We start from the raw sequence: 15,746 nt of genomic DNA on the forward strand, positions 1-15,746 counted from the left end.
ATAGGATCGGCCGATGGCCGCCAACGCACCGAACCCTCGACCGGAGCCCCCGGCGACCCCGTCGCTCGGCCTGAGCCCGCTGTCCCGGGTTCGCCTGGACGAGCTGTTGCAGGAGATGCTCGACCGGGTCGGCGAGGTGGTCACCAGCCGCGAGCGGCTGCGGGCGCTGCTGGACGCGGTGGTCGGCATCGGCACCGACCTGGATCTGCGCAGCACCCTGCAACGGATCGTCGCGGCGGCGTGCGAGCTGGCCGGCGCCCGCTACGGCGCGCTGGGGGTGATCGGCGCCGATCGGATGCTGCACGACTTCGTCACCTACGGCATCGACCCCGAGCTGCACGCCAAGATCGGTGACCTGCCGCACGGGCGGGGCGTGCTCGGCCTGCTCATCGACGACCCTCGCCCGGTGCGGATGCCCGACATCACCCGGCACCCCAAGTCGTACGGCTTCCCGCCGCACCACCCGCCGATGCACAGCTTCCTCGGCGTGCCGGTGCGCATCCGCGACCAGGTCTTCGGCAACCTCTACCTGGCCGAGAAGCAGGGCGCCGCCGAGTTCACCGAGGACGACGAGGAGATCGTGGTCGCGCTGGCCGCCGCGGCCGGCGTGGCGATCGAGAACGCCCGCCTGTACGCCCTGGCCCACCAGCGGGAACGCTGGCTCGCCGCGACCGCCGAGATCACCTCGGTGCTCCTCGGCGAGGTGCGCCGCACCGACGCGCTGGCGCTGGTGGCCCGCCGGGCCCGCGAGGTGGCCGAGGCCGAGCTGGCGCTGGTGCTGCTCTACGACCCCGAGGCCGGCCGGTTCACCGTCGAGGTCGTGGACGGGGCCGGCGACCAGGCCGCGGCGCTGGTCGGGACGGCCTTGCCGGCCGCCGAGACCAGCTTCGCCGCCGCCGTCGCCGAGGGCCGGCACGACGTGGTCGACGACCTGGCGCACGCCGCGCCCTGGCCGGCCCTGCTGCACACCGGGCCGGCGGTGGTCTCCCCGCTGGCCACCGCGGACACCCTGCACGGGGTGCTGGTGATCGCGCACCGGCCCGACCACGTGCCGCCGGGCACCGAGGACCAGATGCTGGCCCAGCTCGGCAGCTTCGCCGGGCAGGCGGCGCTGGCCATGGAACGGGCCCGGGGGCAGGAGGAGCGGGAGCTGCTGGTCGTCCTGGAGGACCGCGAGCGGATCGCCCGGGACCTGCACGACGTGGTCATCCAGCGGCTCTTCGCCACCGGCCTGCAACTGCAGAGCGCCGCCCCGATGGCGGCGAAGCCGGAGCTCGCCAAGCGGATCAACGCGGCGGTCGACGACCTGGACGCCACCATCAAGGACATCCGGCGCACCATCTTCGAGCTGCGCACACCGATGAGCGCGGCGTTGCGCACCGAGATCCGGGAGGCGGTGGAGGTGGCCGCCGAGTCGCTCGGCTACCGGCCCAGCCTGGAGCTGGCCGGCCCGATCGACAGCGCCGTGCCGGACGCGGTCCGCCCGGACCTCACCGCCGTGCTCCGCGAGGCGCTGTCCAACGCGGTACGCCACGCCCGGGCCGACCGGGTGGCGGTCGCGGTCCGGGTCGACGCCGGGCAGGTGTCGGTCACCGTCACCGACGACGGGGTGGGCTGCGACCCGGCCGCCGCCCGGGGCGGACTGGTCAACCTGCGCGAACGCGCCGAACGGCACGGCGGCGTCTTCGAGGTGCGCCCCGTCACCCCCCACGGCACCGAACTCCACTGGTCAGTCCCCCTCCGCGACTGACCCTCCCCGCCCTTACCCCGGCCCCGACCTCATCGGGCGCTCCTACAGAGAACGAGTGGCCTCCGGGCGCGACGAGGCCACTCGTTCTCCGGAAGTGCGCGCCGGGGTCGGCGGGCGGGTAAGGGGTGGGTCAGGAGGTTTTGCCGAGGAGGCGGGTGGCCAGGACGGCGGCCTGGGTGCGGCGTTCCAGGCCCAGCTTGGCCAGCACGCTGGAGACGTAGTTCTTGACAGTCTTCTCGGCCAGGAACATCTTGCCGGCGATCTCCCGGTTGGTGAGCCCTTCGGCCACGTACTCCAGGATCCGCCGCTCCTGGTCGGTGAGGTCCTTCAGCTCCCGGGGCTGCTCGACGCCGCTGCGGATCCGCTCCAGCACCCGGGTGGTGATCGCCGGGTCGAGCAGCGACTGCCCGGCCGCGACCCGGCGCACCGCGTCGACCAGGTCGGTGCCGCGGATCTGCTTGAGCACGTAGCCGGCCGCGCCGGCCATGATCGCGGCGAACAGCGCCTCGTCGTCCTCGTACGAGGTGAGGATCAGACCCTTGATCGAGGAGTCCACGGCCCGCACGTCCCGGCACACGTCGATGCCGTTGCCGTCGGGCAGCCGGGCGTCGAGGATGGCCACGTCCGGCCGCAGCGCCGGGATCCGCCGGGCCGCCTCCTGGGCGGAGCCGGACTCGCCGACCACTTCGATGTCACCGCTGCTGGTCAGCAGGTCGGCAAGGCCACGACGGACGACCTCGTGGTCGTCGAGGAGGAACACCCGGATCATTCCTCGTTTCTACCCGGTGCGGGGCGGATCGGCACGGGCCGAAGGTCCCGAACCGTCATGACCTGCGGCCGAACGGTCAGCCGACGGGCGACCGCCCGGACGGAACCGGCGTGGTCGCACCGGGGCCGGGCCGGCCGAGGGGTTGGCCGCGCCGGGCCGGCCGAGGGGTTGGCCGCGCCGGGCCGGCCCGCACCCGGGGGCGGTGGTCACAAGCCCGTTGACCTGCGGCGGAGGGCGCTCGGGCCCGGACGGACGGGACGTCCGGCCCTGTCCGGCCGGTGGCCGGCCGGGGCACGGTGGGAAGGAACCCGGCGCGGGCTGAAGGAGCCGAAGATGGACACCGCCTACACCGTCGAGCAGCTGCGCAACGCCGTGACCGACGCGGTACGCGCGCCGTCGCTGCACAACACCCAACCGTGGCGGTTCCGCCTGCGCGACGGCGGCATCGAGGTGCTCGTCGACGCGTCCCGGCGGCTGCCGGCCACCGACCCGAGCGGCTGGGGCGTCCGGATCGCCTGCGGGGCGGCCCTGTTCAACCTGCGGCTCGCGCTGGCCGTGGCGGGCACCCCGGCGCGGGTGCGGCTGCGCCCCTACCCGGCCGAGCCGGACGTGGTGGCCCGGCTGGTGCCCGACGTGCCCCGCCGGGCCACCCCGGCCGAGCAGAGCCTGTACGCGGCCATCCCCCGCCGGTTCAGCAACCGGGCGCCGTTCTGGCCGGACCCGGTGCCGGCCGACGCCCGGTGGCGGCTGGCCGAGGCGGCCCGGGCCGAGCAGTGCTGGCTGGAGCTGCTGATCGGGGTCAGCGCGGTGAACGCCTTCGCCGAGATCGCCCGCAGCGCCCACCGGGTGCTCGAACGGGACCCCGCCTACCGGGCCGAACGCGCCGACTGGGTGCGTACCGATGCGGCCCCGGACGGGGTGCCCGCGGCCGCCGGTGGGCCGCGCGGCGAGCCGCAGGACCTGCTGCCGTCCCGCGGCTTCGGCGGGCTGGACCGGGCCCCGGGCCGCGACTTCGAGCCGGAGCCGCTGGTGGCCGTGCTGGGCTCCGCCGGCAACACGGCGGTCGACCAGGTGGTCGCCGGGCAGGCGCTGCAACGGGTGCTGCTCACCGCCACCGACTCCGGGCTGTCGGCGTCGATGCTGTCGCAGCCGATCGAGGTGGCCGGGGCCCGGGAGCAGCTACGGCTCTCGCTGGGCCGGTTCGGCACCCCGCAGATGGTGCTGCGGATCGGCTACGGCCAGCCGGGGTCACCGACGCCCCGCCGCCACGTCGACGAGGTGCTGGACCTGCCGGTCCGCCCGTGACCCGACGGGCCGGCCCCGGCCCCGGCCCCGGCGTCGGAGGGCTGACCCGGCCCCCGGAGGCTGCCCCGACCCGGCGGGGCGGCGGGGGCGGCCGACGGTCAGGCCGGGGCCGGGCCGGCCAGCAGCGCCGCCTCCCGGGCCGGGTCGAGCCCCACGTTCGCCCGCCGCGGCCGCCCCGCCCGCGGCGGCACCGTGCCGACCTGGCCCAACCAGCGCCAGGTGTCGGCGACCGTCTCGGTCACCGGACGGCAGGTCAGCCCCGCCGCGTACGCCCGGCTGACGTCGCGCTCCTGCAACCAGCGGTACTCGTGCCCGGGCGGGAGCCAGATCGGCAGGTCGTTCCAGGGCACCACGCCCGCGGCCAGGATCGGTTCCGGGTCGACCCAGCGCAGCCGGGCATCCGCCCCGGTGGCCGCCCCGCAGGCGTCGAGCAGCTCGCCCATGGTGGCGTGGCCGGTGCGGCTGACCACGTTGAACGTCCCGCCGAACCGGTCGGCACCCCGGTCGAGCAGCCAGCCGGCCAGGTCCCGCGCGTCGACGTACTGCAGGGGCAGGTCGGCCGGGCCGGGCGCGAGCACCTCCCCGCCCCGGGCGATCCGTGTCAGCCACCAGGGCAGCCGGCCGATGTCCTCGCCCGGCCCGAGGATCAGCCCGGCCCGGGCGATCAGCGCGGTCTCGCCGTACACCTGCCGAACGGCCCGCTCGGCACCCGCCTTGAGCTGCGGGTAGTCGCCGTCGGTGGCGTCCGGGTCGGCGGCCACCACCGGCGCGTCCTCGGCGGAGCCGGGTTGCACCGGGTCGGCGTAGACCGAGCCGCTGGAGACGTAGACGTAGTGCCCGACCCGGCCGTGCAGCGCCCGCGCCGCCTCCCCCACCGCCCGCGGCGCGCCGTCCCAGGTGTCCACCACCACGTCCCATTCGCCGTCGGCCAGCGCGGCCAGCCCGCCGGGCGTGGTCCGGTCACCCCGCAGCCGGCGTACGCCCTCCGGCGTGCTCCCGGAGACGCCCCGGTTGAACACCGTCACCGACCAGCCCCGGCGGACCCCCTCGGCCACGGTCGCCCCGCCCACGAATCCAGTACCACCCAGCACCAGCAGTCTCATGGGCTCCACTGTGCCGCCTCGCGGGGGCGCCCCGGCCCGCGGTTCACGGTGAGCGGATCTGCCGAGGGCAGAACGGGCCCGGCCTCCTGCCACCGGCCTCCTGCCGTCGGAGGAGGCGCGGCCGGTGGCAGGAGCCCGATCCGGCCGTGCGGCAGGAGGTGCCAGCCACCCGCCGCGACGATCGTCGGGGCATGACCACCTCACTGCGCACCGCCTGGCGGGGCAGCCCCGCCCTCACCCTCCTCGCCGCCCTGATGGGCGGCCTGCTGCTGGTCAGCGCCGTCGGCCTGGTCGTCGACGACCGTACGCTCGGCGGGCAGCCGATCTGGTTGAAGCCCGCGAAGTTCGCCGCCTCCTTCGTGCTCTACGGGCTGACCCTGGCCTGGCTGATGGCGCACCTGCGGCGCGGCCGGCGGATCGCCCGCTGGACCTCGTACGCCGTCGTGGTCACCGCCATCCTCGAGGTCGGCATCATCGTCGCCCAGGCCGCCCGTGGCCGGGCCAGCCACTTCAACGAGGCCACCCCGCTCGACCAGGCGTTGTGGCAGGCCATGGGCGGCCTGATCAGCGTGCTCTGGCTGGGCACCGCGGTGCTGACCGTCCTGCTCTGGCGCGACGGCATGCCGGACCGGGCCGGCACCTGGGCGGTCCGGCTCGGCATGGTGGTGCTGCTGGTCGGCCTGTTGCAGGGGCTCACCATGGTGGTGCCGACCGACGCCCAACTGGCCCTCGACGAACAGGGGCTGGGCACCGCCATGGGCGCGCACGCGGTCGGGGTGCCCGACGGCGGGCCGGGCATGCCGCTGACCGGCTGGAGCACCACCGGCGGCGACCTGCGGATCGGCCACTTCGTCGGCATCCACGGCCTGCAGGCGGTGCTGCTCTTCGCGATGCTGCTGTCCGGGCTGGTCCGCGACGCCGCCCGGCGGACCCGCCTGGTCGTCGTCTTCGCCGGCGCCTGGACCGGGCTACTGGTGCTGGTGACCTGGCAGGCGCTGCGCGGCCAGCCGCTCACCGCGCCGGACGCCGCCACCCTCGCCGCGTTCGCCGCCCTGGTGCTGGCCACGGTCGTGGCCGCGGCGGCGTCCTGGCTGGTGCCCGTCCGTTCCGCGGCGCTACTGCCCGCCCGCACCGCCGCATAGGATGCCGGCATGCTCTGGGTGGAGCGGCTGTTCGAGGAGCGGTACACCGCGATCCGGCTCACCCTGGTGAGCCTGACCGGGGTCGGCTACCTCGTCCTGACCCCGGACGGCAGCACCCTGAGCCCGCTCGACCGGGGGCTCGCGGTCGGCGTCCTGCTCTTCGGCTTCGTCGGGATCTGGTCCCCGTTCACCGTCGTCTGTGGAGTGTCCACGGCGTTCGCGGTCGGCTACCTGTTCGGCGCGGACAACGACGCCGTCCCCTCGGTCGCGCTGGCCTGGGCGATGTTCGAGCTGGGCGCCCGCCGCTCCGGCTGGCAGGTGTGGACCGGCCTGGTGGTCGGCGTCACCGGCAGCATGCTCTCCGACTACGACGAGCTGATCGACGTGGCGCTCACCGTCCTCTACGCCGCGGCCGCCGCGGTGGTGGCGCCGTTGCTGCTCGGCCTGCACGTCCGGGCCCTCGGCGAGCTGAACCGGCAGGCCGCCGACCGCGCCCGGCAGGAGGTGGCCCGGGTACGCGCCGAGGAACGCACCGCCATCGCCCGGGAACTGCACGACCTGGTGGCCCACCACGTGGCCTCGATCGTGCTCCGGGTCGCGGTGGCCCGCAACGTGCTGCCGCTGGACGACCCGCGGGTCCGGCAGGTCCTCGACGACGTGCACGCCACCGGCTCCGGGGCGCTGACCGACCTGCGCCGGCTGGTGGCCGTGCTGCGCGATCCCGGCTCGGCCCGGGAGGTCACCTTCGTCGACCCGGAGGGCCTGCCGGTGGCCCTGCGTACCGCGGTGGACCGCAGCCACCGGATCGGCCTGGAGGTGCAGGCGGACATCGACCCGGACGTGGTCCGGCTGGATTCCCGCACCGCGCTGGCCGTGCTGCGGCTGACCCAGGAAGGACTGGCCAACGTGGCCAAGCACGCCGGCCCGGCGGCCCGGGCCCGACTGTCGATCCAGGTCGACGACGACCGGGTGGAGTTCGAGCTGCGCGACTGCGGCGGCCCGGCCGGGTCGGCCCCCGGCGGGCCGGCCGGGCACGGGCTGGTCGGCCTGCGGGAGCGGGTCGAGGTCCTCGGCGGCCGGCTCGACGCCGGCCCGGCGGGCACCGGCTGGCGGCTGGCCGCGCGGGTGCCCACGGGGGTCGCCGCGTGATCCGGGTGCTGCTCGTCGACGACCAGCAACTGGTCCGCGCCGGCCTGCGGATGCTGTGCGGCTCGGTGCCGGACATGGAGGTGGTGGGCGAGGCGGCCGACGGGGCCGCCGCCGTCCGGCTCGCCGAGCAGCTCCGCCCGGACGTGGTGCTGATGGACCTGCGGATGCCCGGCGTCGACGGCACCACGGCCACCGCCCGGATCCTGGCCCATCGGCCGGCCACCCGGGTGGTGGTGCTGACCACCTTCGACGACGACGACCACCTCTACCCGGCGTTGGCCGCGGGCGCCTGCGGTTTCCTGGTCAAGGACACCAGCCCGGCCGAGCTGCTGGACGGGGTGCGGCGGGCGGCCGCCGGCGACAACCCGTTCAGCCAGCCGGTGCTGCGCCGCCTGGTGGAGCAGGCGGTGCACACCCAGGCGAACCGGGCCCCGGTCGCGGCGCCGGCGGGCGTCACCGATCGCGAGCGCGACGTGCTCGCCCTGGTCGGGCAGGGGTTGTCCAACCCCGAGATCGCCGCCCGGCTGCACCTCGGCGTCACCACCGTGAAGACCCACGTGGCGAACCTGATGACCAAGACCGGCAGCGCCAACCGGGTGCAGCTCGCCGTCTACGCCGCGACCGGCGCGGACCGCCGGTGAGCCGGCCGCGACCGGCGGCCTGATGGTGGGCGATACTGGGTTTGAACCAGTGACCTCTTCCGTGTCAAGGAAGCGCGCTCCCACTGCGCCAATCGCCCCTGGTGACCACCCGGCACAGCCGCGGGGTGGCTCGCGAGCGGACGACGGGATTCGAACCCGCGACCCTCACCTTGGCAAGGTGATGCGCTACCAGCTGCGCTACGTCCGCGTGCCGCCGGCGTTCCCCGGCGACGGGCCAACTCTACCCGATGACAAGATCCCCCGGTCGGTCGCCCCACCCGCCCCCGCCGCCCGGCCCGGGACGGGCATGGTTGCGCTGGTCAGCCGCGGGGTACTGAAGACCTTCGACAGCACACCACATCCCCTGACAAGGAGGCTGTCGTGGGTATCGGCACCAGCATCTTCCTGATCGCGGTCGGCGCGATCCTCACCTTCGCGCTGGACGCGAGCGTCGGCGGCATCAACCTCGACGTGGTCGGCTGGATCCTGATGGCGGCCGGCGTGCTCGGGCTCATCATGACCACCCTCATCTGGGGCCGGCGCCGCCAGGTGGTCAGCACCACCGAGCCCGTCGAGCCCGTGGAGTACCGCCGGGTCGAGGAGCGCCGGGACATCGCCCCGCCGCTCTGACCGGCCCGCGCGGCCGATGGAGCTGGACGGTCGCGGCGGCGACGTGCCGACCACCCCCCACACCGGGTGGCCGGCACGTCGTCGTGTGCCGGGTCAGCGCATCAGGGTGTTCAGCGCACCGTAGTGGAACCCGCCGGCGAGCGCCTGGTACGTCCCCGTGCCGAACGCCTCCTCGGCGGCCCGCCGGGCCACCGCGTACGCCGCCTCGGCCACCGCCGAGCCCAGGCTGACCCGGGCGACCCCCAGCCGGGCCAGCTCGGGCACCGCCGGGCCACCCGGCCCGGCCAGCACGTTGACCGGTGCGGGCAGCGCGGTGACCAGGGCCCGGACGGTGTCCGGATCGACCACGCCCGGCACGAACACCCCGTCCGCGCCGGCGGCCAGGTACGCCCGGGCCCGCGCCACGGTCCCCGTCACCCCGTCCACGCCCCGCAGGAAGGTGTCCGTCCGGGCGTTGACGAAGATCGGCACGCCGGCGGCGTCGGCGGCCGCCCGCACCGCGGCGATCCGGGCGCACTGGTCGGCCACGTCGCGCAGCGCCGACCCGCCGTCGTACCGGCCGTCCTCGATGTTCACCCCGACCGCGCCGGCGGCGATCACCGCCCGCGCGGTCTCGCCGACCTCCGCCGGATTCGCCCCGTAACCGGACTCGATGTCCGCGGAGACCGGCACCGGCACCGCGGCGGCGATCCGGCGCACCAGGTCGACGGCCGCCTCGCGGCCGAGGGCGTCGCCGTCCGGAGCGCCGAGGCTCCAGGCCACACCGGCGCTGGTGGTGGCCACCGCGCGGGCGCCGGCGGCCGCCACGATCCGGGCGCTGGCCACGTCCCAGGCGTTGACCAGGACCAGCGGCGACGCGGCGGTGTGCAGGGAACGGAAGAGCTCTGCTCGACTGTGTTGATCACTCACCCGGTCAGTCTGGGCCGGTCCGGCCGCCGGCAGTATCGTTTCAGTCCCAGCTGAATCCACCGGGGGTGCCGTGGTCTCGATCGGGCTGTCGGCGGCCGGCGTCGCCCGGATCCGCTTCGCCGTCTCCTGCCTCTGGGAGGTGGCCGCCGGCGTGCGGGTGCTCCGCGAGCCCGGCCGCCACGCCGTCCACCTGCCCTGGGTGCGCCGGGTCCGGCCGAGCCTGGCGGAGGCCGGGCTGCTCGGCCCGGACGGGTTGCTCTGGCAGCTGATCCCGGCCGCGCCCGGCTACTTCCCCGACTTCCTCACCCCGCCCCCGGCCGGGCTCAACCCCGACCTGGCGGCCGAGCTGGCGGTGCTGCGGGCCACCCCCGCCGCGACCGTACGCGCGCAGCTCGACCTCGCCCCCGGCGACCGGCCGCCCGCGGTGGCCGCCCTGCACGCCGACCCGGAGGCGGGCCTGCGCCGGCTGGCCGGGGAGATCGAGACGTACTGGCGGATCGCGGTGGCCGCCGACTGGCCGCGGATCCGGGTGCTGCTCGACGCCGAGGTGTTCGCCCGGGCCCGCCGGCTGGCCGAGGACGGCGTCGCCGCACTCCTGAACGACCTGCACGACTGGGTCCGCTGGGAGGACGGCACGCTGCGCATCGCCCAGCGACACTGCGCCGCCCCCGACGTGCCCGCCGGTGGCGCCCTGGTGCTGGTCCCCTCGGTCTTCGTGTGGCCGTCGGTGCTCAGCGTCGCCGCCGGGGACGCCCCGCAGCTCAGCTACCCGGCCCGCGGGGTCGGCACGCTCTGGGAGAGCCCGGCGGGCACCCCCGGGGCGCTGGCCGCGGTGCTCGGGCCGGGGCGGGCCCGGCTGCTGACCGAGCTGGCCGCGCCGACCGCCGGCACCGAACTGGCCCGGCGGACCGGGATGTCCCCGGCCGGGGTGTCCCAGCACCTCACCGCGCTGCGCGCGGCCGGGCTGGTGACCACCCACCGGCAGGGCCGGACCCTGCTCAGCGTCCGTACCGAGGTCGCCGAGGCGCTGCTCGCCGCCGCCGGCTGACCCGACCGGCGGGGAGGGTCGGCGCCGCCCACCGCTCCGGGTGCCGGGCGCAGCGGCCCGGAAGGCCCCGGACCGGCCGCGGCAGGCTCAGGGACGCGACACCTCCCCCGGGGTCGGGAACACCGCGCGCGGCTCGCCGCCCGACCACCACAGCCCGATCGCCAGCGCCGCGGTCGCCTCGAGGTACGCCGCCCGCGCCAGCCCGCCACACGGCGCCGGCGTGCAGCCGATCGAGCTGATCAGGGTCTCCGTCGCCGCGGCCGCCGCCGGGTGGTCGGCGCAGTAGGGCACGGCCAGCGGTACGTCCTCGAAGGTCGGCGGGCGCAGTGACCAGATGCTCACATGGCAGAGGTTGAACGCCTTGACCACCCGCGCGTCGGGCGCGGCGGCCGCCAGTTGCCGCGCCACGGACGTGGCGCCGCCGGTATCGAGCATGAGCCCGTCGCCGGTCGGTACGAGGGCGTTGGTGCAGTCGATCACCGTCCGTCCGGCGAGGCCGTTGGCGAGGCGGCCCACCAGTGGCGGCGCCGCTGCCGCCGGGACCGCCACGAGGACGGCGTCGCCGTGCGCCGCGGCGTCCGCCAGGCTGCCGTGCCCGGCGGCACCGATCTCCCGGGCGGTCCGCTCCGCACGCTCTGGACTCCGGCCGCCGATCACCACCTCGTGCCCGGTCGCCGTCCACGCGCCGCCGAGCGCCGCCGCCATACCGCCCGTCCCGAGAATGCCGATCTTCACGTGTCGTACTCCGTTCCCTGCTCCGCGGTGCCTCGGTGTTGACCGCCGGGCAGGACGATAGGCAGGCCGATGCACACCGAACGGTGTGCGACAGAGCGGGCAGGATGGACGCATGGGTGGTGCCGCTGAGCAGCTCGACGACTACACCTCCGACTGCCGCGCCCGGGTGGCGTTCGAGGTGCTCGCCAACCGCTGGGACAGCGTCGTGGTCTTCACGATCGCCGCGTACGGTCCGATGCGCCCGGCTGTGCTGCGCACCCGCATCGGCGGGATCAGTCAGAAGGTCCTCAACGACGCGCTGCGCCGGCTGGAGTACAACGGCCTGGTGGAACGCCGGCCGTACCGGGAAGCGCCACCCCGGGTGGACTACGCGCTGACCGAGGCGGGCGCCGCCCTGCTGGAGCCGATGCGGGTGATGGGCGCCTGGGCCGTCCGGCACGCCGATGCGATCCTCGACGCCCAGGAACGGTTCGAGGCACGCCGACGTCCACCCGGGCCCGATCCGCTCGCGCGCGCGACGTGACGCCTCAGGGCGCGCGCCGCTCGACCCGGTTCCACCCGATCCAGCCCCGCTCGGCGATCAGCTCCCGCAGCCGCCCGACGGCGGGGTGGACACCGTCGACGAACGAGTCCAGCAGGCGAACGAACGCCGCGTCGGGCATGGCCTCGTCCTGCCAGTCCAGCTCTCCACGGGCCGCCGCCTGCTCGAACAGGTCGATCATCGCGTCCGCCGTCTCGCGCAGCAGTGCGTCGTCCGCGCTGTTCTCGGCGAGCCGGCTGACGAGCCGATAGAGCCGGACGACCTTCGGGTCGGCCAGCTGGGCCACCTTGTCGGCCATGAACGCCGGGATCGCTTCCGGCCAGCGCGCCGCCACCAGGATCCACGCGTCGCGCTCCGCCTCGATGACGGCTTCCGGCGCTCCGATGGCCCGCAGGCGGTCCAGGTAGTCGACCACCTCCGCCGGCACCGCCAGGGAATCGCCGCAGCCCAGCAGCGCGATCCGCCGCCGATGCTCCCGCAGCGTGCGGATCCGCGTCCGCAGCTGCCGGTCGATCTCGCTGATCGCGGCGGCGAACGCCGCCGGGTCGGCGTCGAGCAACTCGCGGACCCAGGCCAGCGGGACGCCGGCCTCGGCCAGGGTCCGGATCCGGACGAGTCGCACGACCGCGTCCGCGTCGTACGTCCGGTAGCCGGAGGCGTCGCGCTCCGGCTCCGGGAGCAGTCCGATCTGGTGGTAGTGCCGCACCGCCCGGATGGTCACCCCGGCGTAGGACGCCAGCCGTCCGATCGTCAGCATGGCCTCAGCCTGCCCCAAGGAGACCCGTCGTCAACCGGTCCGGCGGTGGTAGACGGCCATGGCGGCGCCGTAGGCGACGACGAGGAGGCCGACACACCAGGCGAGCGCGATCCAGATGTCGCCACCGACCTGCTGCTGCGCGAACAGGTCGCGGATCGTGTTGGCGATGGACGTCACCGGCTGGTTCTCGGCGAAGGCCCGCACCGGGCCGGGCATGCTCTCCGTGGGTACGAAGGCCGAGCTGACGAACGGAAGGAAGATGAGCGGGTAGGAGAACGCGCTCGCGCCGTCCACCGACTTCGCGGTCAGGCCCGGGATGACGGCCAACCACGTCAGGGCCAGCGTGAACAGCATCATGATGCCGGCGACCGCCAACCATTGCGCGACGCCGGCGCCCGAGCGGAAGCCCATGCCGAGGGCGACCAGCACCACCAGCACGAGCGAGATCAGGTTGGCGACCAGCGAGGTCAGCACGTGCGCCCACAGCACGGACGAGCGTGCGACCGGCATGGACTGGAACCGCTCGAAGATGCCGCCCTTCATGTCCAGGAAGAGGCGGAACGCGGTGTAGGAGATGCCCGAGGCGACAGTGATGAGCAGGATGCCGGGCAGCAGGTAGTTCACGTACCGGTCCGAGCCGGTCCGGATCGCGCCGCCGAACACGTAGACGAACAGCAGCATGAAGGCGATCGGCATGATCGCGGTCGTGATGATGGTGTCCGGGCTGCGGCTGATGTGGCGCAGGGACCGCCCCAGCAGCACCAACGTGTCGCTGACGAAGTGCTTGGTCATCGAGTGCCTCGGTTCTTCGTGCCGGCGGGGCTGGCGGCGCCCGCCGTGCTGTCGGTGCCGTCGTCACCGACGATGGCGAGGAAGACGTCCTCGAGCGTGGGCTGCTTCTCGACGTACTCGACCTTGGCGGGTGGGAGCAGCCGCTTGAGCTCGGGGAGGGTGCCGTTGGCGATGATCCGCCCCTGGTGCAGGATCGCTATCCGGTCGGCGAGCTGTTCGGCCTCGTCGAGGTACTGGGTGGTGAGCAGCACCGTGGTGCCCTGCCGGGCCAGTTCCCGGACGGCCTGCCACACCTCCAGGCGCGCCTGTGGATCGAGCCCCGTCGTCGGCTCGTCGAGGAAGATCACCGGTGGGTCTCCGATGAGGCTCATCGCGATGTCGAGGCGGCGGCGCATGCCGCCCGAGTAGGTCGACACCCTCCGGGTGCCCGCGTCGGTCAGTGCGAAGCGGGCCAGCAGCTCGTCCGCGATCCCACCCGGATCCCGCAGATGCCGCAACCGGGCGACCAGCACCAGGTTCTCCCGGCCGCTGAGGATCTCGTCGACGGCGGCGAACTGCCCGGTCAGGCTGATCGACTCCCGCACCCTCGCCGCCTGCGTGGCGACGTCGAAGCCGTTGACCGTGGCCGTTCCCGCGTCCGGCTTGAGCAGCGTGGACAGGATCCGCACGACAGTGGTCTTGCCCGCCCCGTTGGAGCCGAGCAGGGCGAAGATGCTGCCCCGCGCCACCTCGACGTCCACGCCACGCAGCACGTGCAGCTCTTTGTACGCCTTCGCCAAGCCGCGCACCTGGATCACCGGACCCCGGACCCGCTCGGCTGTCATCTGGGGATCTGTGGACATGGCGCCAGCATGCGGGGTTGACGCTGCGTCAAGGTCAAGCCCGGTTGCGAGGCAGCCCGTCCGGTCCGCTTGCGTCGGCCGGTTGCGGACCAGCGGGTCCCGCACGGGGAGTTGCAGATCAGGTCGCGGGGCTGTCCCGGATCGCGAGGGCGGCCTGGCCGAGCGCGGCGTGGGTCAGCGTCTGCGGATAGTTGCCGAGACCGGCGGCGAGCGGCCCGATGCCGCCGCCCATCGGGTCGAGACCCCCGCGCCGCGCGCAGGCCCGGAGGTGGCCTGGACAGAGGAAAGCGGCCGGCCTCAGCCCGCTGACGCCCACGCCGGCGGCAATCCGTCAGCGCTGTCCGACGCGGTCCGACAACCCATCAAACGTATTTGATGTAAAGTCGGTCCATGGCGCCATCGAGCCCCGACGCCCCGGCGTTCCTGTATCTGGCCGCCCATCCCCTGCGCTGGCGGCTGTTGACCGCGCTCGCGGCGGGCGACCACCGCGTCCGGGAGCTCGTGAGCCTGGTGGACGAGCCACAGAATCTGGTTTCCTACCACCTTCGACTGCTGCGTGACAGCGGGCTGGTCACCGCCTCGCGCAGCAGCTTCGACGGCCGTGACAGCTACTACCACCTCGACCTGGACCGGTGCGCGCGGGCACTGGCCGACATCGGAGCGGCCCTGCACCCCGCACTGCACCGGGAAACAGCGCCCCCTCCCGTGGACCCGCGGCGCTCACCGCGTCTCGACGTGCTGTTCGTGTGCACCGGCAACAGCGCGCGGTCGCCCATCGCCGAGGCCCTGCTGGGCCATCGCGCCGGCCGCCAGGTCAGGGTGCTCAGTGCCGGCACCCGGCCCAAGCCACGTCTTCACCCCTACGCCGTACGGGCGTTGCGCGACAGCTTCGGCATCGACGTCACCGGACAGCAGCCCCGCCACCTCGACACGGTGACCGGCCGCCGGTATGACTACGTGATCACCTTGTGCGACAGGGCCCGCGAGGTCTGCCCCGACTTCGCGGGCGAGCCTCGGCGGATGCACTGGAGCCTCGCTGATCCCACCACCACCGGCGACACCGGCGAACCCGACTACTCCGCCTTCCAGCGCGCCGCGACGGACATCGACACCCGCATCAGCCACCTGTTGCCCCTGCTCGCCGCCACCCGACCCGCGAAGGAGACCGCGCCATGACGGCACCCAGCCAGTACGCGAGCGTGCGTTACCTCGTCGACGACGTCCAGGCCGCCGTCGACTTCTACACGACCCATCTCGGGTTCACCGTCCACACCAGTGCCGCCCCCGCGTTCGCCGACGTGGTGCGCGGCCCGCTACGGCTGCTGCTGTCCGGACCGACCAGTTCCGGCGCCCGCGCCACCCCCGCCGACGCCGCCACCGCCGGGCGCAACCGTGTCCACCTCGTCGTCGACGACCTGGATGCCGAGGTCGACCGCCTGCGCGGCGGCGGACTGACCTTCCGCAGCGAGGTGGTCACCGGCCCGGGCGGACGCCAGATCCTGCTCGCCGACCCCGCCGGCAATCTCATCGAACTGTTCCAGCCCGCCGACAGCACGCCCACCGCACCAGTCACGCCCTGACCAGCAGCCGGCCGGCGACTCCTCACCGATGTCCGACGCCGCTGGTACGTTCG

The 15,746-nt window shown here is 74.5% G+C and carries 17 protein-coding genes and 2 tRNA genes; 10 read left to right on the forward strand and 9 right to left on the reverse strand.

Translation table 11 applies throughout. The features are described 5' to 3' along the window. The first annotated feature begins 13 nt into the window (after positions 1-13). Positions 14-1,750, forward strand: coding sequence for a GAF domain-containing sensor histidine kinase (locus tag Q3W71_RS01500; RefSeq protein ID WP_302917463.1), 1,737 nt, complete (start codon positions 14-16; stop codon positions 1,748-1,750). A 130-nt stretch (positions 1,751-1,880) separates the two neighbouring features. On the opposite strand, the gene Q3W71_RS01505 is transcribed toward Q3W71_RS01500, so the two are convergent. Further along, a complete protein-coding gene (locus tag Q3W71_RS01505; protein WP_302917464.1) occupies positions 1,881-2,519 on the reverse strand; it encodes a response regulator transcription factor in 639 nt (212 codons plus the stop codon). 333 nt (positions 2,520-2,852) lie between these two features. On the opposite strand from Q3W71_RS01505, the gene Q3W71_RS01510 reads away from it, so the two are divergent. Further along, positions 2,853-3,824: a nitroreductase gene (locus tag Q3W71_RS01510; RefSeq protein ID WP_302917465.1), complete on the forward strand. Its 972-nt coding sequence runs from the start codon at positions 2,853-2,855 to the stop codon at positions 3,822-3,824. A 98-nt stretch (positions 3,825-3,922) separates the two neighbouring features. Here the strand turns inward: Q3W71_RS01510 and Q3W71_RS01515 are convergent, their stop codons facing one another. Then, positions 3,923-4,927 (reverse strand): NAD-dependent epimerase/dehydratase family protein, encoded by a 1,005-nt coding sequence (locus tag Q3W71_RS01515; RefSeq protein WP_302917466.1) that lies wholly within the window; start codon positions 4,925-4,927, stop codon positions 3,923-3,925. Between the two features lie 191 nt (positions 4,928-5,118). On the opposite strand from Q3W71_RS01515, the gene Q3W71_RS01520 reads away from it, so the two are divergent. From Q3W71_RS01520 to Q3W71_RS01530, 3 genes are read left to right on the forward strand one after another with little or no spacing between them, the layout of a single operon-like run. After that, entirely contained in the window at positions 5,119-6,069 is a 951-nt protein-coding gene (locus Q3W71_RS01520) for a hypothetical protein (RefSeq protein WP_302917467.1), read from the forward strand. 9 nt (positions 6,070-6,078) lie between these two features. Further along, the gene (locus tag Q3W71_RS01525; protein WP_302917468.1) at positions 6,079-7,218 is read left to right on the forward strand and encodes a sensor histidine kinase; all 1,140 of its coding nucleotides are present in this window, start codon (positions 6,079-6,081) and stop codon (positions 7,216-7,218) included. Beyond that, complete coding sequence (locus Q3W71_RS01530; protein WP_302917469.1) at positions 7,215-7,859, forward strand: response regulator transcription factor; 645 nt, start codon at positions 7,215-7,217, stop codon at positions 7,857-7,859. The genes Q3W71_RS01525 and Q3W71_RS01530 overlap by 4 nt, the downstream gene beginning before the upstream one ends. A 23-nt stretch (positions 7,860-7,882) precedes the next feature. Here Q3W71_RS01530 and Q3W71_RS01535 read toward each other — a convergent pair. Together Q3W71_RS01535 and Q3W71_RS01540 are read right to left on the reverse strand one after the other, a co-directional pair. Next, positions 7,883-7,957 (reverse strand) — tRNA-Val (locus tag Q3W71_RS01535). 37 nt (positions 7,958-7,994) lie between these two features. Next, positions 7,995-8,067: transfer RNA gene (locus tag Q3W71_RS01540), tRNA-Gly, on the reverse strand. A gap of 173 nt (positions 8,068-8,240) precedes the next feature. On the opposite strand from Q3W71_RS01540, the gene Q3W71_RS01545 reads away from it, so the two are divergent. Beyond that, on the forward strand, positions 8,241-8,489 hold the full coding sequence (locus Q3W71_RS01545; RefSeq protein WP_302917470.1) for a DUF6458 family protein: 249 nt from the start codon (positions 8,241-8,243) through the stop codon (positions 8,487-8,489). A 93-nt stretch (positions 8,490-8,582) separates the two neighbouring features. On the opposite strand, the gene Q3W71_RS01550 is transcribed toward Q3W71_RS01545, so the two are convergent. Next, entirely contained in the window at positions 8,583-9,398 is an 816-nt protein-coding gene (locus Q3W71_RS01550; RefSeq protein WP_302917471.1) for an isocitrate lyase/phosphoenolpyruvate mutase family protein, read from the reverse strand. Positions 9,399-9,468: 70 nt separating this feature from the next. Between Q3W71_RS01550 and Q3W71_RS01555 the strand changes: the two genes are divergently transcribed. After that, positions 9,469-10,446 carry a DUF5937 family protein gene (locus Q3W71_RS01555; RefSeq protein ID WP_302917472.1) on the forward strand — a complete coding sequence of 326 codons (978 nt, stop codon included), beginning with the start codon at positions 9,469-9,471 and terminating at the stop codon, positions 10,444-10,446. A gap of 87 nt (positions 10,447-10,533) precedes the next feature. Here the strand turns inward: Q3W71_RS01555 and Q3W71_RS01560 are convergent, their stop codons facing one another. Continuing rightward, positions 10,534-11,181, reverse strand: a complete 648-nt coding sequence (locus Q3W71_RS01560; RefSeq protein WP_302917473.1) for an NADPH-dependent F420 reductase — start codon at positions 11,179-11,181, stop codon at positions 10,534-10,536. 112 nt (positions 11,182-11,293) lie between these two features. On the opposite strand from Q3W71_RS01560, the gene Q3W71_RS01565 reads away from it, so the two are divergent. Then, positions 11,294-11,704: a helix-turn-helix domain-containing protein gene (locus tag Q3W71_RS01565; protein ID WP_302917474.1), complete on the forward strand. Its 411-nt coding sequence runs from the start codon at positions 11,294-11,296 to the stop codon at positions 11,702-11,704. Positions 11,705-11,708: 4 nt separating this feature from the next. Here the strand turns inward: Q3W71_RS01565 and Q3W71_RS01570 are convergent, their stop codons facing one another. From Q3W71_RS01570 to Q3W71_RS01580, 3 genes are read right to left on the reverse strand one after another with little or no spacing between them, the layout of a single operon-like run. Then, complete coding sequence (locus Q3W71_RS01570; RefSeq protein ID WP_302917475.1) at positions 11,709-12,479, reverse strand: MerR family transcriptional regulator; 771 nt, start codon at positions 12,477-12,479, stop codon at positions 11,709-11,711. Positions 12,480-12,509: 30 nt separating this feature from the next. Further along, a complete protein-coding gene (locus Q3W71_RS01575) occupies positions 12,510-13,271 on the reverse strand; it encodes an ABC transporter permease (RefSeq protein WP_302917476.1) in 762 nt (253 codons plus the stop codon). Then, positions 13,268-14,113: an ABC transporter ATP-binding protein gene (locus Q3W71_RS01580; protein WP_302917477.1), complete on the reverse strand. Its 846-nt coding sequence runs from the start codon at positions 14,111-14,113 to the stop codon at positions 13,268-13,270. The genes Q3W71_RS01575 and Q3W71_RS01580 overlap by 4 nt, the downstream gene beginning before the upstream one ends. Positions 14,114-14,503: 390 nt before the next feature. Between Q3W71_RS01580 and Q3W71_RS01585 the strand changes: the two genes are divergently transcribed. Then, positions 14,504-15,289, forward strand: coding sequence for an ArsR family transcriptional regulator (locus Q3W71_RS01585; RefSeq protein WP_302917478.1), 786 nt, complete (start codon positions 14,504-14,506; stop codon positions 15,287-15,289). Then, positions 15,286-15,693, forward strand: a complete 408-nt coding sequence (locus tag Q3W71_RS01590; protein ID WP_302917479.1) for a VOC family protein — start codon at positions 15,286-15,288, stop codon at positions 15,691-15,693. Before Q3W71_RS01585 ends, Q3W71_RS01590 begins: the two co-directional genes overlap by 4 nt. The last annotated feature ends 53 nt before the right edge of the window (positions 15,694-15,746 follow it).

The sequence above is a fragment of the Micromonospora sp. C28SCA-DRY-2 genome (genome assembly GCF_030519475.1).
Taxonomy (GTDB): domain Bacteria; phylum Actinomycetota; class Actinomycetes; order Mycobacteriales; family Micromonosporaceae; genus Micromonospora.

Excerpts from the sequence above, each read along its gene's own strand:
- Q3W71_RS01500 (WP_302917463.1), top strand. The coding sequence starts at position 14 with ATGGCCGCCAACGCACCGAACCCTCGACCGGAGCCCCCGGCGACCCCG.
- Q3W71_RS01505 (WP_302917464.1), bottom strand. The coding sequence starts at position 2,519 with ATGATCCGGGTGTTCCTCCTCGACGACCACGAGGTCGTCCGTCGTGGC.
- Q3W71_RS01510 (WP_302917465.1), top strand. The coding sequence starts at position 2,853 with ATGGACACCGCCTACACCGTCGAGCAGCTGCGCAACGCCGTGACCGAC.
- Q3W71_RS01515 (WP_302917466.1), bottom strand. The coding sequence starts at position 4,927 with ATGAGACTGCTGGTGCTGGGTGGTACTGGATTCGTGGGCGGGGCGACC.
- Q3W71_RS01520 (WP_302917467.1), top strand. The coding sequence starts at position 5,119 with ATGACCACCTCACTGCGCACCGCCTGGCGGGGCAGCCCCGCCCTCACC.
- Q3W71_RS01525 (WP_302917468.1), top strand. The coding sequence starts at position 6,079 with ATGCTCTGGGTGGAGCGGCTGTTCGAGGAGCGGTACACCGCGATCCGG.
- Q3W71_RS01565 (WP_302917474.1), top strand. The coding sequence starts at position 11,294 with ATGGGTGGTGCCGCTGAGCAGCTCGACGACTACACCTCCGACTGCCGC.
- Q3W71_RS01570 (WP_302917475.1), bottom strand. The coding sequence starts at position 12,479 with ATGCTGACGATCGGACGGCTGGCGTCCTACGCCGGGGTGACCATCCGG.
- Q3W71_RS01575 (WP_302917476.1), bottom strand. The coding sequence starts at position 13,271 with ATGACCAAGCACTTCGTCAGCGACACGTTGGTGCTGCTGGGGCGGTCC.
- Q3W71_RS01580 (WP_302917477.1), bottom strand. The coding sequence starts at position 14,113 with ATGTCCACAGATCCCCAGATGACAGCCGAGCGGGTCCGGGGTCCGGTG.
- Q3W71_RS01585 (WP_302917478.1), top strand. The coding sequence starts at position 14,504 with ATGGCGCCATCGAGCCCCGACGCCCCGGCGTTCCTGTATCTGGCCGCC.
- Q3W71_RS01590 (WP_302917479.1), top strand. The coding sequence starts at position 15,286 with ATGACGGCACCCAGCCAGTACGCGAGCGTGCGTTACCTCGTCGACGAC.